Origin of the sequence: Streptomyces lunaelactis (genome assembly GCF_003054555.1) — a bacterium.
Taxonomy (GTDB): domain Bacteria; phylum Actinomycetota; class Actinomycetes; order Streptomycetales; family Streptomycetaceae; genus Streptomyces; species Streptomyces lunaelactis.
Window position 1 is genome coordinate 4,105,163 of record NZ_CP026304.1, and the last position, 14,666, is coordinate 4,119,828.

Annotated in this window: 9 protein-coding genes; 6 read left to right on the forward strand and 3 right to left on the reverse strand. The window is 72.2% G+C overall.

Annotated features, from left to right (window positions below; translation table 11 throughout):
* Positions 1 to 68: 68 nt before the first annotated feature.
* Positions 69 to 1,370: an MFS transporter gene (locus SLUN_RS18690; protein ID WP_257153922.1), complete on the forward strand. Its 1,302-nt coding sequence runs from the start codon at positions 69 to 71 to the stop codon at positions 1,368 to 1,370.
* Here SLUN_RS18690 and SLUN_RS18695 read toward each other — a convergent pair.
* Both SLUN_RS18695 and SLUN_RS18700 read right to left on the reverse strand, forming a co-directional pair.
* On the reverse strand, positions 1,367 to 3,016 hold the full coding sequence (locus SLUN_RS18695) for an ATP-binding SpoIIE family protein phosphatase (protein ID WP_108149661.1): 1,650 nt from the start codon (positions 3,014 to 3,016) through the stop codon (positions 1,367 to 1,369). The two genes, SLUN_RS18690 and SLUN_RS18695, sit on opposite strands and share 4 nt — an antisense overlap.
* Before the next feature lie 176 nt (positions 3,017 to 3,192).
* Positions 3,193 to 4,629: an NAD(P)/FAD-dependent oxidoreductase gene (locus SLUN_RS18700; RefSeq protein ID WP_108149663.1), complete on the reverse strand. Its 1,437-nt coding sequence runs from the start codon at positions 4,627 to 4,629 to the stop codon at positions 3,193 to 3,195.
* 326 nt (positions 4,630 to 4,955) lie between these two features.
* On the opposite strand from SLUN_RS18700, the gene SLUN_RS18705 reads away from it, so the two are divergent.
* Together SLUN_RS18705 and SLUN_RS18710 are read left to right on the forward strand one after the other, a co-directional pair.
* Positions 4,956 to 5,732, forward strand: a complete 777-nt coding sequence (locus SLUN_RS18705) for a TetR/AcrR family transcriptional regulator (protein ID WP_108149665.1) — start codon at positions 4,956 to 4,958, stop codon at positions 5,730 to 5,732.
* Between the two features lie 358 nt (positions 5,733 to 6,090).
* Positions 6,091 to 8,067: a sigma-70 family RNA polymerase sigma factor gene (locus SLUN_RS18710; RefSeq protein WP_108149667.1), complete on the forward strand. Its 1,977-nt coding sequence runs from the start codon at positions 6,091 to 6,093 to the stop codon at positions 8,065 to 8,067.
* Positions 8,068 to 8,110: 43 nt separating this feature from the next.
* Here SLUN_RS18710 and SLUN_RS18715 read toward each other — a convergent pair whose 3' ends face one another.
* Positions 8,111 to 10,204, reverse strand: coding sequence for an asparagine synthase-related protein (locus SLUN_RS18715; protein WP_108149669.1), 2,094 nt, complete (start codon positions 10,202 to 10,204; stop codon positions 8,111 to 8,113).
* A 748-nt stretch (positions 10,205 to 10,952) separates the two neighbouring features.
* Between SLUN_RS18715 and SLUN_RS18720 the strand changes: the two genes are divergently transcribed.
* The 3 genes from SLUN_RS18720 (at position 10,953) to trmB (ending at position 14,571) form a co-directional block, all read left to right on the forward strand.
* A complete protein-coding gene (locus tag SLUN_RS18720; protein WP_108149671.1) occupies positions 10,953 to 12,371 on the forward strand; it encodes an NsdA family TPR-like regulatory protein in 1,419 nt (472 codons plus the stop codon).
* A 106-nt stretch (positions 12,372 to 12,477) separates the two neighbouring features.
* Positions 12,478 to 13,725 (forward strand): L-2-hydroxyglutarate dehydrogenase, encoded by a 1,248-nt coding sequence (gene lhgD / locus SLUN_RS18725; RefSeq protein ID WP_108149672.1) that lies wholly within the window; start codon positions 12,478 to 12,480, stop codon positions 13,723 to 13,725.
* 63 nt (positions 13,726 to 13,788) lie between these two features.
* Complete coding sequence (gene trmB, locus SLUN_RS18730; protein ID WP_108149674.1) at positions 13,789 to 14,571, forward strand: tRNA (guanosine(46)-N7)-methyltransferase TrmB; 783 nt, start codon at positions 13,789 to 13,791, stop codon at positions 14,569 to 14,571.
* Positions 14,572 to 14,666: the final 95 nt, after the last annotated feature.

Consider the following 14,666-nt stretch of genomic DNA (forward strand, 5'->3'; position numbering starts at 1 on the left):
GTTGAGGTTCTAACTTTACTATTGAAGTCTTCAGGCTTCAGTCCTTCGATACCTCGAGGCAGGTGAGTGTGACCAGGGCGATGGGCGCTGCGATGCGCCGGATTCAGACGGGGAACGCGCTGAGCGCGTTCGGACTCGGCTTCACCGTTCCGTATCTCTACGTCTATGTGGCGCAGGTGCGGGATCTGGGCGCTGCGACGGCGGGCATCGTGCTCGCTGTCTTTGCGATGGCCGCACTCGTCGCCCTCCCCTTCACCGGGCGGATCATCGACCGGCGCGGGCCGCTGCCCGTGCTGCTGGGAGCCGCGGTGCTGGCGTCCGCGGGCGCGGCGAGCATGGGGCTGGCGGGCAGCGTGCCGGCCGTCGTCCTGTCCGCCGCCCTTCTGGGGGCCGGTACGGCCGTGATGCAGCCGGCGCTCGCGACGATGATCGTCTGGTGCTCGGACACCTCGACCCGTACGCGCGCCTTCGCCACGCAGTTCTTCCTGCAGAACCTGGGACTGGGCATCGGCGGTCTGATCGGCGGGCACATCGTCGACGAGAGCCGGCCGGGGAGCTTCACTCTGCTGTTCGGCATCGAGGCCGTGATGTTCCTGGTGCTCGCGGGGATCGTGTGCAGTGTGCGGCTGCCGCGTGCACTCTCGATCAAGGACGCGATGCCCGAGAACACCGAGGCGAAGGCCAAGGGCGGGATGCGTGCGCTGCTCGGCAACCGGGCCATGGTGCAGCTGTGCGTGCTGGGCTTCGTCCTCTTCTTCGCCTGCTACGGACAATTCGAGTCGGGCCTCGCCGCGTACGGCACCGAGGCCGTCGGGATCGAGCCCTCGACGCTGGGGACGGCGCTGGCCGCCAACACCGCGGTGATCGTGGTCGCGCAGTTCGTGGTGCTGAGGTTCGTCGAGCGCCGCAGGCGCAGCCGGGTGATCGCCGCCGTGGGTCTGATCTGGGCCGTGGCGTGGATCGCCGCGGGATACGCCGGGCTCGGGCACGGCAGCCAGGCGATGGCGACGGCAGCGTTCATCTCGACGTACGCGCTCTTCGGGCTCGGCGAGGCGATGCTGTCGCCGACCGTGGCCCCGCTCGTCGCCGATCTTGCGCCGGAGTCGATGGTCGGGCAGTACAACGCCGCATTCGCACTGGTCAAGCAGCTCGCGCTGGCGGTCGGTCCGGCCGTGGGCGGGCCGATGGGGGCCGCGCTGCACGGGCCGTACATCGCGACCTTTGTGCTCTTCTCGCTCGGCATCACGGTGCTGGCGCTGCGGCTGGGCAAGCAGCTCACGCCCGTACAGAATCAGCCGTCCCTCGCGGCGAAGTCTCGCGTGGTCGCCCAGCACAAGCCGGCTGAGCGCGCCGAGCCCGCTGCTGTCTAAACGGGCAGGGCGAACTCGCACCAGACCGCTTTGCCGCCGCCCGGAGTGCGGCGGCTCCCCCAGGACGAGGCGATCGTCGCGATGATGGAGATCCCGCGACCCGCCTCGTCCTCTGTTTCGGCGCGGCGGCGGCGCGGAAGGTGATCGTCGCCGTCCGTCACCTCGATGATCAGGCGGCGATTGGTGCGGCGGAGTCTGAGGCGCATGGGCGGGGTGCCGTGCTGGAGGGAGTTGGCGACCAGTTCGCTGGCGGCCAGCACACCCAGGTCGTGGAGCTCCGGGGAGAACCGCCAGGAAGCCAGCACCCCGGAGGCGAAGGCGCGGGCGCGGGGCGCCGCTTCGATGCCGCCGAGCAGTTCGAGGGCGGCGTTGTGGAACAGCTCGGCGGATGGGCCCGTACGGGTCGGATGCTGGACCACGAGCACGGCGACGTCGTCGTCGTGCTCGGCCGTCACACCCAGGGAGCGGATCAGCCGGTCGCAGACGACCTGCGGGGAGCCGGTCGCCCCGGAGAGCGCGCGCTCCAGCGCCGCAACCCCCTCGTCGATGTCCTCGCCGCGCCGCTCGACGAGACCGTCCGTATAGAGGACGGCGCTGGAGCCGGGCGGGAGGGCGATGGTGCCCGAGGTGTGCAGCCAGCCGCCGGTGCCGAGCGGGGGTCCTGTCGGTTCCTCGGCGCGGCGGATGGTGCCGTCGTCGTCGCGCACCAGGATCGGGAGGTGGCCGGCCGAGGCGTAGACGAGCAGGCCTTCGTTGGGGTCGTGGACGGCGTAGGCGCAGGTGGCGATCTGGCTGGCGTCGATCTCGGCGGCGAGGCCGTCGAGCAGCTGGAGCACTTCGTGCGGCGGCAGGTCGAGGCGGGCGTAGGCCCGTACGGCGGTGCGGAGCTGGCCCATGACGGCGGCGGCGCGCACGCCCCGGCCCATGACATCGCCGATGACGAGCGCCGTGCGGCCCGCGCCGAGGGTGATGACGTCGTACCAGTCGCCGCCGACCGCGGCGTCCGTGCCGCCCGGTTGGTACGTGGCGGCGATGCGCAGATCGTCGGGCTGCTCCAACTCCTGGGGGAGCAGGGAACGCTGGAGGGTGACGGCGGTCTCGCGGTGGCGGCGCTCGCTGGCGCGCAGCCGCTCGGCGGCCTCGGCGTGGTCGGTGACGTCGGCGGCGAAGACGAGGACCCCTCCGCCGTCCTTGAGGCTCTCGGCGGGCAGGCAGGTGACCGTGTACGAGCCTTGGCCCTGCACCTTGCGGGACTTGACCGTACGGGGCTTGCCGCTGCGCAGCACCTGGTCCATGAGCGGGAACAGGCCGAGTTCGGTGAGCTCGGGGCAGCTGTCGGCGGCGGCGGTGCCGGGCCGGCGGTGGCCGAAGGCAGCGGCGTAGGCGTCGTTGACGTACGCGACGCGGTGCTCTGAGCCGTATACAAGGGCGACCAGGGCGGGGAGCCGGCCGAGGATCTCCTGTACGGAGAAGTCCTCGAGCGCGGGGGCGTCGGGGAGGGGCTCCGGCTGCTGCTCGAACTCGCCGCGGGCCGCGGGCACGGAGCCTTCTCCTCGCTGTGCGGGGGAGACACCGTGGTCGGTCCTCCGCGCTGCGGCGCGACGCTGCGTACCGGGGAGCCTCGGGCTCCAACGCGTGAAGTTCACTGACTTTCTAGCCTCAATGGTTGTCGCCAAGGGTCACTCTGTGCAGGTGTGAGCCCACCTATGGTCACACGTCCAGTGTGACCGACCGGACTGACAGTCGTCGTTGGCCCAGTCCTTGTCCGGGTCCCTGTACCCGGTCCTGTCCGGGTCCTGGGCAGGGACCGGCCAGGTCCCGGCTAGGTCCCTCCGGAGTCGTCGTGGGACCCGCCCTTCGGGGTGTCGGGTCCATGACCGGGACGCCTTCCACCCGCGGCGAGTTCGAATTCGGCGCGCGGGTGTTCCAGTGAACCGAGGGAGACGATCTCGCGTTTGAAGAGACCGGACAGGGTCCACTCGGCGAGCACCCGGGCCTTGCGGTTGAAGGTGGGGACCCGGCTGAGGTGGTACACGCGGTGCATCAGCCAGGCCGGATAGCCCTTGAGCTTACGGCCGTAGACATGGGCGACGCCCTTGTGGAGGCCGAGGGAGGCGACGGATCCCACGTACTTGTGGGCGTACTCCTTGAGCGGCTCGCCGCGCAGCGAGGCGACGATGTTCTCGGCGAGGACCTTGGTCTGGCGCACGGCGTGCTGGGCGTTGGGCGCCGTCTCCTTGCCGGGCTCGTCGGAGGTGACGTCGGGGACGGCCGCGGCGTCGCCCGCCGCCCAGGCGTGGTCGACGCCGGCGACGGTGAGCTGGGCGGTGCACTTGAGGCGGCCGCGCTCGTTGAGCGGCAGATCGGTGGCGGCGAGCAGGGGCGCGGGCTTGACGCCCGCCGTCCACACGACGGTGCGGGTCGGGAAGCGGCTGCCGTCGCTGAGGAGGGCGACGCGGTCCTCGCAGGAGTCCAGCCGGGTCTCCAGGCGTACGTCGATATTGCGGGCGCGCAGCTCACGGATGGCGTACTTGCCCATCTCCTCGCCGACCTCGGGGAGGATGCGGTTGCTGGCCTCGACGAGGATCCATTTCAGGTCGTCCGGCTTGATGTTGTGGTAGTACCGCGCGGTGTAGCGGGCCATGTCCTCCAGCTCGGCGAGTGCCTCGACGCCTGCGTAGCCGCCGCCCACGAAGACGAAGGTGAGAGCCGCGTCGCGGATCGCCGGGTCGCGGGTGGAGGAGGCGATGTCCATCTGCTCGATGACGTGGTTGCGCAGGCCGATGGCCTCCTCGACGGTCTTGAAACCGATGCCGTGCTCGGCGAGGCCGGGGACAGGGAGGGTGCGGGAGACGGAGCCGGGCGCGATGACGAGTTCGTCGTACGTGATCTCCACGGGGCCGGTGCCCTCTTCGGCGGTGGCGAGCGTGGCGACGGTCGCGGTGCGCTTGGCGTGGTCGATGGCCGTGGCCTCGCCGAGGAGGATCTTGCATCTCTTGAGCACGCGCCGCAGGGGAACCACCACATGGCGCGGGGAGATGTTGCCCGCGGCCGCTTCCGGGAGGAAGGGCTGATACGTCATATAGGGGTCGGGCGTGATCACCACGATCTCCACCCGGCCACTGTCCAGCTCCTGTTTCAGCTTCCGCTGGAGGCGCAGCGCTGTGTACATCCCGACGTAGCCGCCGCCGACGACAAGAATGCTGGTGCTCGGCGGGGTGCCGGGGGTCGTCCCCCGGAGATTGGCAGCCTTCACCATCCCATGACGCAACGGCCTCAGGCGTTTGTCCACAGCCCCGGCAAATTGTGTGACCGGAGGATTCGAACACTCCGGCTCGGGCCGGGATCCGGGCGATGGGGAAGGTGCGCAGGTCAGGCCGTACGAGGGGGGTGGCAGATGGGGGCGTAATCAGGCACCTTCCGGTCCTTGCTCCGATCGGGGGGCGCTCCGTGCGGAACTACCCCCTTCTGAATTGACCCTGGCTCAACTATGTTCGTACCTCGTCGGGGTGTCCGGTCGTGGCACGCCCGACAGACAGGGCGGGGAGGTCTCCGGGGGGAGACACCATGACCGGGGGAACGTTTATGACCATTCAGGATTCGCATTGGCAGGCTGCCGTCGTACCGGCTTCGACCTCTGACGGGAACGGCGGCATCGGAAGTAACGGGCGGGTGGGACAGGGCGGGGCCAGCCGCTCTGCGCCGCTCCGTGTGGACGCACAGCGCAATCTCGAGCATGTACTGCGGGCCGCTCGCGAGGTGTTCGGCGAGCTGGGCTACGGGGCGCCGATGGAGGACGTGGCGCGCCGGGCGAGGGTCGGAGTCGGGACCGTATACCGGCGCTTCCCGAGCAAGGACGTCCTGGTGCGCCGGATAGCCGAGGAGGAGACCTCCCGGCTGACGGAGCAGGCACGTACGGCTCTGGGGCAGGAGGACGAGCCGTGGTCGGCGCTCTCCCGCTTCCTGCGCACATCGGTGGCTTCGGGTGCGGGACGACTGCTCCCGCCGCAGGTGCTGCGGGTGGGTGTGGACGGCGAAGAGTCGACGGTTGTCGCGCGGGCCGAGTCGCGGGTGCCGCACCAGCGGGTGGGCCCACAGCCCGATCTGCGTGTGGTCGGGCCGCGTCCGGTGCCGGCGGAGGAGCAGGACGACACGGGAGCCGCGGAGCTGCTCGAGGTCGTGGGGCAGCTGGTGGACCGGGCACGGGCGGCGGGTGAGCTGCGCGGTGATGTGACCGTGGCGGACGTACTGCTGGTGATAGCCACGGCCGCGCCCGCGCTGCCGGACGCGGCACATCAGGCGGCGGCCTCGGCCAGGCTGCTGGACATCCTGCTGGAGGGTCTGCGGCCGCGGTCCGGGTGAGGGTCGGGGCGTCGGACAGTCCGCGAGAGGCCTGGACCGACGCGGGACAGGCCTCGACCGGCCTGCGAGAGGCCTCGACCGACACGGGACAGGCCTCGACCGGCCTGCGAGAGGCCTCGACCGGCCCTGATCGGCCGACGCGTCCGTACTGATCGGCATTGGCCCGGAATCCTTGGGTCACCAACTGACCTCTGAGTAACGTTGGTTGAGCATTCCACGAACGAGTGACGGACAGCGCTCGGATCCGGGAAGTCTCCCCGGATGAGTGGTTGCCTGACATGAGGGTTCGAAGCGCTGCCGCTCTGTGGCACTCTTGGCGCGGTGTTCGGGTCTGAAGGTGCTTACGGGGGCTTCCGCGATGAGCGGTGACGGTCGGGACGAGTCACTCGGCGGTACGAGCGGCGCGGAATCGGCCGGTCTGCCCTCTCGGCAGGTGCCGAGCCAGGGCGGACCGGGTGGGTCATCCGGTGCGCCGGGTGCCTTTGGCCCCGTCGGCGCGTCCGGTCTTGGCGCGGGTGGTTCGGACGAGCACGCCGTGCCGCCTCAGCGCGAGGGCGGGCTCGACTCCGTACTGCGGCCTCTCCGCGAACTGCCCACGCCCGACGCCGAGTTGATCCAGCGCATGCGGGAGGGCGACGACAGCGCCTACGAGGAGCTGTTCCGCCGCCACTCGGTCTCCGTCCGCCGCTACGCGCGCACGTGTTGCCGGGACGCGCACACCGCCGACGACCTGACCGCCGAGGTGTTCGCACGGACCCTGCAGGCGGTGCGCGGGGGCGCGGGACCCGATCAGGCAGTACGGGCGTATCTGCTCACGACGGTCCGGCGAGTGGCCGCAACCTGGATGAAAACAGCAAAGCGGGAGCAACTGGTCGATGACTTCGCGGTGTTCGCTGCGGACGCCGCCCGCAGTTCGGATGCCGCGACCGACGACACCCTCGACCTGGGCGCCGATGTCCGCGCGATGCACGAGGCCGAGCAGTCGCTCGCCATGCAGGCCTTCCGCTCCCTGCCCGAGCGCTGGCAGGCGGTGCTCTGGCACACCACGGTCGAGGAGGAGTCGCCGAGCGAGGTCGCGCCGCTCTTCGGGCTGACCGCCAATGCCACGGCCGTACTGGCCAGTCGGGCGCGCGAGGGCCTCAAGCAGGCCTATCTGCAGGCCCATGTGAGCACCGCGCTCACCTCCCGCGGCGACTGCGCGCGGTACGCCGACCGGCTGGGGGCGTATGCCCGCGGCGGTCTGCGGATGCGGGCCGAGCGGGGCCTGCGCAAGCACTTGGACGAGTGCGCCAAGTGCCGGGTGGCCGCGGGTGAGCTGGCGCATGTCAACGCGGGGATTCCGGCGCTGCTTCCGGTGGCGGTCATCGGCTGGTTCGCCGCGGGGTACTCCCTCAAGGTCGCCGGTGTCGTGGCCGGCGGGGCCGCGGGCGCGGCGGGTGCGGGTGCGGGTGCTGCCGCCGCAGCGACCGGCGGCACGTCGGGCGCCTCGGGCGGCGCCGCGGGTGGCGCTGCCGCCTCGGAGGGGCTTGGCGCCCCGGCGAAGGCGGGGATCGCGGCGGCAGTGGCCGTCGCGGCGGCAGGGCTGGTGTGGGCGCTTCCCGGTGACCCCACGCCGGCGCCGAAGCCCGAGGCGAAACCGCCGGCCACGGTGCCCGTCGTACCGCAGAAGCCCGTCCCGTCGCCGACGAAGCCGGAGCCTCCGGCTCCGCCCGCGGCGGAGCCGGCCACGGCGCAGAAGAAGCCGTCCCCGAAGCCGACGCCCGAGCCCACGCCGACTCCGACGCCCACGCCGACTCCGAGGCCGACGTCCGCGACGCCCCAGCCGCCGGTCCCGTCGGCACCCACGCAGAGACCGAAGCCGACGCCCACGCCCACGCCCACCCCGCCGCCTCCGCCGGCCCCGGAGGTGTACCAGCTCAACCGGCTGGAGTACGGCGTGTTCGGCGACCACACCCGGCCCGAGCTGCGCCTCGGCGAGAGCAGCTGGCTCTGGCAGCGCTCGGGCATGTCGATCAGCGGCGCGCGGTACGGGCACGGGGTGACCGTGCACGCCAAGTCCTCCGTCACGATCGACCTCAACCGCCGGTGCAACAGCTACGACGCGCTGGTCGGGGTCGACGACCTGACTCTGGGCCTGGGGGCGGTGCGCTTCTCGGTCTACGGGGACGGGGGGCGGCTGTGGCGGTCCCCGGTGATGCGCGGCGGGGACGCGGCGGTGCCGGTGCACGTGCCGATCGTCGGCCGGAAGACAATCCGGCTGGTCGTGGATCCGCACTCGGCGTTGGACTCGGTGGCGCTGGGGGACTGGGCGCAGTCGCAGATCACTTGCCGGTGACTGTCGCGGGGGCGGTTTCCCCTGGGGCCTGTCCGGGCGCCCCCTACGACCGCAGCGTCGGGCGTGGGGGGACTCCTCCCGCAACCGCCCTTTGGCGGGGCGCCGCCGTGCCCGTCCAGCAGGTGCCCCGGCGCGAGAGCAGCCTCCGTAGCCACAGCTCCGTCGAGATCAAGTCCGCCAGGCCGTCCAGCGGCACCGCTTCCCCCTCCGACGCCGCCCGCAGTGCCTTCCGAACCACCCGCGCCTCCACCAGGCCCGCGTCTGCCAGCAGCGGCGCGTCGAACAGGGCGATCAGGTGCGGGAGCGCGACCCGCAGGCCCGTCCGGGCCGCCGCCGTCGACGTCGCGTGAGTCGTCGCGCCCCAGCCCGGGGGCAGGTCGTGGATGCCCGCCCCCGCCAGCACCGTGCGGAGAATCGCCGCGCGGGCGCCCGGCTGGACCCGTAGCGATTCGGGGAGGGCGCGGCAGGCCCGTACGACCTGGTTGTCGAGAAACGGCGCGTGCAGGCGCTGGCTGCGGATCTCCGCGGCCTGCTCCAGGATCCGCTGGTCCGTCGCCTGGCGGGCCAGCGCCGCCCTGGCGCGGGCCTCCCCCGGGCGCTGCACGGACGTCGGCCTCGTCGCCGCCTCCGTCAGGCGAACCGATACTTCAGCAAGCGCCTCGCCCGTGAGCCAGCGCGCCGCGGGCCCCGGCCGGGACCAGGTCAGGGCGGCGAGCGACGCCCCCAGCGGACCGGAGCCGTTCAGCAGGCCGCCACGGTTCGCCGCCAGCAGCCGGTCCGCCGCCGTCTCCAGACCGGTGCGGTACGGCGTGCGGGCGAGTTTCCGCGCCGCCCGGTACACCCTCAGCGGGATGAACAGCGACTGCGGCGAAGGACCCTCGGCCCGCGCCAACGCAGCGACCGGACGCAGGAGATGACGCCGCCGCCGGTCCAGCAGCAGATCCGCGAGCCGCGCCGGATGCGCGTCCAGGACCTGCCGGGCCCCCGCCCCCGTGAAGTGGTCCGCGCTGCCCGCGGACAGCCGCCCCCGGTGGCGTTCGGCCATGATCAGCGACGGGGCCGGCTCGTCGGTCAACTGCACGGAGTCCAGGCCTGCGTACGGCAGCCCCTCCTCCCCCGCCGCGACCACCACATGGTGCAGCCGGGGGTTGGAGGCGATCACCCGCGCCCGTTCCAGTTCGGCCTCGCGCCCGCCCGTGGCCAGGTCGTTGAAGGTGAGGGCCAGCAGGCGTTCGCCCGCGCCCGTGCCATGGCCGAGAACCGTGCCGGGCGCGCCGGGCAGCCCGGCCGCCAGAAGCGCGAGTGTGCCCGATGCGCTCCCCCCGGAGAGGTCGGCCCCGATGCCGGGCATGGGCGCGCCCCGCGCGGCCCGCCGCTCCGCCGGCCCCATCCCCGGGACGGGCCCCGGGTCGGGCGGCGTCCCGGGCGCGTGCCGGGGCGCGGTGAGCCTGGCCCGTACCGCGTCGATGAGCGCATCCCGTACGCCGTCGATCGCGCGCACCGCCTCGATCTGCGGCCCGGCGACGGCGAGTGAGGCCACCGGCTCGTACCCGGTGATCTCGCGCGAGCCCTCGCGCAGAATCAGCGCGTGCCCCGGCGGGATGCGCTTCACCCCGTCGTAGGGAGTCGAGTCGCGCAGCGCCTCCGGCGTCTCCGGGCAGGCGAGCAGCGCCGCCAAGTGCCCGACGTCGAGCTGCGCTTCGATGAGGTCGGCGAGCGGCAGCGCGGCGGTGGCGTACGCGGTGCCGTTCGCCCATGGCGTGTAGAAGACGGGTCTCGCCCCGGCCAGATCGCCCGCGATCGTGACCCGGCGGCCGGACTGGACGACGGCGGTGTAGCTGCCCGCCCAGGCGGTCAGATGCCGCAGCGCCCCGCCGCGCGCCGCGAACAGCCCCACCTTCAGCTCCTCGTCACTGGCCGCGCAGCAGCCGAGTACCGCGAGTTTGGTGAGGGAGTCGACGGTGACGACGCGCACCTCGTCGGGGCGCCAGTCACCGACCGCCCAGAGCGGATCCGGGTCACCCCACAGGAGTTGGGCGCCCACCGGGTGGACCGTGCGCCCCTCGCCGGATGCTCCGACGGCGCCGGCCGTACCGAAGTTCGCGGCGATACTGCTCCACCCCACCAACCACCGCATCGCCGCCTCCACAGGCTGTGGACAAACTCGACCCGCCGGCCCCCGGAGCACAGGAGGTCGGACCACAGGGCCGTAGCCGTTCGGGGACATGCTGCCACGAAGGCGGCGCACAGGAGGGGCTCCGGGTAGCGCACGCAAAAAGGGAACGCGCCCCTGGCAATGGCGATTTGACGACGGTCGGGAGGACGGAGGGGCGAGCGGCGAACGCCCACATGGGCGCAAAAGGGACCCGGAGGACGGTCGGCATTCAGCCATTCTCCGAGCCGTACCCGCGTCACTCACCCTGTGCACACACAGTCCGGGAGGCGCTGTCCGCCTCCCGGACCGGTCCGCCGCCCGCGGGGATTGAAGGCGGCGGTGTCCCCCAGCCCACTGGTTCCAGTACGCAGTGGGCCGACCCACGCAGGACTCATGGAAGCGCTCCCGCACCGGCCGGACCAGAGCGCACGGACGGGCGCACGGCCACACACCGGGAGCACGACGACGAGGCCCATCCGACGTGCGTCTGCTCCAGCGCACAACAATCTCGCCATAGGGAACACCGCCTCTTAACGGTCGGGATGCGGCGAACTACGCTGTGTTTACTGATGTTCTCCGCAGGGGTGCATATTCCGAGGGGTTCGGCCAGGTGCTTTTGCAGGCGGGATCACGGGACGGTACGGAAGCTGTTCACCAGGGGAGAACACAGCACGAATGCCGTGCGCCCAGGCAGCGACGCGGCGGCCGTCTGTGTGTCGAGGGGTGGCGCATGTCCAGGGAGCAACGCGGGCCGAACGAAAAACTCGGCACCGTTCTCGCCCTCGCGGGAATCAGCAACGCCGGTCTCGCCCGGCGGGTCAACGACCTCGGCGCTCAGCGCGGTCTGACCCTTCGCTACGACAAGACATCCGTGGCGAGGTGGGTGTCCAAGGGCATGGTGCCCCAAGGCGCCGCGCCCCACCTGATCGCCGCGGCCATCGGCGCCAAACTGGGCCGTCCGGTGCCGCTGCACGAGATCGGTCTGGCGGACGCCGACCCGGCCCCCGAGGTCGGGCTCGCGTTCCCTCGCGATGTGGGCGAGGCGGTGAAATCGGCCACCGAGCTCTACCGCCTCGATCTGGCGGGCCGGCGGGCCGGAAGCGGAGGCATCTGGCAGTCGCTGGCCGGTTCCTTCGCAGTGAGCGCTTACGCAACGCCCGCGTCCCGCTGGCTGATAACGCCCGCCGACTCCTCCGTCGAGCGGTCCGTGGACGCCACAGAGGACACTCCCGCCCGCGTGGGCCACAGTGATGTGGCCAAGCTGCGCGAGGCGGCGGAGGATGCGCGCCGTTGGGACTCCAAGTACGGCGGTGGGGACTGGCGTTCGTCGATGGTGCCGGAGTGTCTTCGGGTTGACGCGGCCCCGCTGCTGCTCGGTTCGTACTCCGACGAGGTCGGCCGGGCGCTCTTCGGCGCCACGGCCGAACTGACCAGGCTGGCCGGGTGGATGGCCTTCGACACCGGGCAGCAGGAGGCGGCGCAGCGTTACTACATCCAGGCGCTGCGTCTGGCCCGCGCGGCCGCGGATGTCCCCTTGGGCGGGTATGTCCTGGCTTCGATGTCGCTGCAGGCGACGTACCGCGGCTTCGCGGACGAGGGCGTGGACCTCGCGCAGGCGGCGCTCGAGCGCAACCGCGGCCTCGCCACCGCCCGCACGATGAGTTTCTTCCGGCTGGTGGAGGCGCGGGCGCACGCGAAGGCCACCGACGCGGTGGCGGCCGGTGCGGCGCTGAAGGCGGCGGAAGGCTGGCTGGAGCGCTCGCGGGAGGGCGATGCGGACCCGACCTGGCTGGGCTTCTACTCCTACGACAGGTTCGCCGCAGACGCCGCGGAGTGCTACCGCGATCTGAAGGCACCACGCCAGGTGCGCCGCTTCACGGAGCAGGCGCTGTCGCGGCCGACGGAGGAGTTCGTACGCTCGCACGGCCTGCGGCTCGTGGTGAGCGCGGTCGCCGAACTGGAGTCGGGGAATCTGGACGCGGCGTGCGCGGCGGGCACGCGTGCGGTGGAGGTCGCGGGCCGGATCTCCTCGGCGCGGACCACGGAGTACGTGCGGGATCTGCTGCACCGCCTCGAGCCGTACGGCGACGAGCCGCGGGTCGTGGAGCTGCGCGAGCGGGCCCGGCCGCTGCTGGTCGCCCCGGCATAGGGCCGGATTCGGAGGACAGGCCTGCCCTGGACCACACCCCCCTCGTCCACCTGGTTTAAGGGCTCTGTCAGTGGGCCAGTGCACTATCGGGGTGGGAGGTGACGCGGTGACGGCGTCCGGGCACGGCTTCGGGCATGACTTCGACTGTGACGTGCTGGTGATCGGCGGCGGGATCGTCGGCCTGTCGACGGCCTATGCGCTCACGCGCGCGGCTCCCGGGACCCGGGTGACGGTTCTGGAGAAGGAACCGGGCCCGGCCAGGCACCAGACCGGGCGGAACAGCGGAGTGATCCACAGCGGGGTCTACTACCGTCCGGGCTCGCTGAAGGCGCGGTTCGCGGTGCGCGGGGCGGCCGAGATGGTCAAGTTCTGCGCGGAGTACGGCATCGATCACAAGGTCAGCGGGAAGCTGATCGTCGCGACCGGCCGGGACGAGCTGCCGCGGCTGCACGCCCTGGTCCAGCGCGGCCGGGAGAACGGCATTCCGGTGCGGGAGCTGGGCCCGGCGCAGATCTCGGAGTACGAGCCGGAGGTGCGCGGGCTCGCGGCGATCCACGTCGGGACGACCGGGGTGTGCGACTTCGGGGCGGTGGCGGCGCAGCTCGGGGCCGCGTCCGGCGCGGAGATCCGGTACGACGAGGAGGTCACCGCCGTCGACCGCCGGAGCTGGGGTGTCGCGGTGCGTACGGCATCAGGGACGGTGATCCGGGCACGGGTGCTGGTGAACTGCGCGGGGCTGCACTGCGACCACGTAGCGAGGCTGGCGGGCGACGACCCGGGGATGCGGATCCTCCCCTTCCGGGGCGAGTACTACGAGCTGGCCCGCCCCGATCTCGTGCGCGCACTGGTCTATCCGGTGCCGGACCCCGCGTTCCCGTTCCTGGGCGTGCATCTGACGCGTGGCATCGACGGCGGCGTCCACGTCGGCCCGAACGCGGTCCCGGCGCTGGCCCGCGAGGGCTACAGCTGGTCGGCGGTACGGCCCCGGGAGCTGGCGGAGACGCTCGGCTGGCCCGGCACGTGGCGGATAGCGCGCAGGCACTGGCGGTACGGGGCGGGAGAGCTGCACCGCTCCCTGTCGAGGCGCGCGTTCGCGACGGCGGTGCGCAGGCTGCTGCCGGCGGTGACGGAGGACGATCTGCGCCCGGCGGCGGCGGGGGTGCGGGCGCAGGCGGTGCTGCGGGACGGGACGCTGGCGGACGATTTCCTGATCCGCGAGGCACCGCGGACGGTGCATGTCCTCAACGCGCCTTCGCCGGCGGCGACGGCGTCCCTGCCGATCGGCAGGGAGGTCGCGCGGAGGGCACTGACGGCACTGGCGGAGGGGCGCGTGGCACGGGGCCTGGCCGGGTGATCTGTCGCACCCGTGCACCAGCCACAAGCTCCCGCACCGGCGAGACCGTAGAATTCAGCCACTGTGTCTGAGCTTCGAAACCCCACCACCGGCCAAGCCCCCCAGTCCCCCATTCGGGCCAAGAGCGAGCCCCGCTTTCCCGGGGGGCCCGTCGCTGATCCTGCCGGGTCGCATCATGAGCGGCGGATCCGTAGCTTTCAGCCGCGTCGCAGCCGGGTGACCGCCGGGCAGGGCGATGCGCTGGAGCGGCTGTGGCCCGTCTGGGGCATGGACATCGACGGGCACCGCGTCCTCGGTCTCGACGAGATGTTCGGCGGGCTCCCCGTCGTCCTGGAGATCGGGTTCGGGATGGGCGAGGCCACCGCGCAGATGGCCGCCGAGGACCCCGGCACCGGGGTTCTCGCCGTCGACGTGCACACCCCCGGCCAGGGCAATCTGCTCGGTCTCGCGGAGCGGAACGGACTGTCCAACATCCGGGTCGCCAACGGCGACGCGATCATCCTGCTCCGGGAGATGCTCGCGCCCCGCTCCCTCGACGGGCTGCGCGTCTACTTCCCCGACCCCTGGCCCAAGAAGCGCCACCACAAGCGGCGGCTGATCCAGCCCGAGTTCCTCACCCTCGCGGCGCAGCGCCTGAAGCCAGGCGCCGTCGTCCACTGCGCGACCGACTGGGAGCCGTACGCCGAGCAGATGCTCGAGGTGCTGTCCGCGCACCCGGACTTCGAGAACACCCGGGACGACGGCGGCTACGCCCCCCGCCCCGGATTCCGGCCCCTGACCCGCTTCGAGGGGCAGGGCCTGGACAAGGGGCACAAGGTGCGGGACCTGCTGTTCCGCCGCCGCTGAGCGGCCCCGGGGACACCGCTTGGACCGTGTCCGGCCATCCTGCCGGCCCGGCGCTCCCGGAGGCGTAACCCTCGGTAGTGCCCCGGGCCCCATCG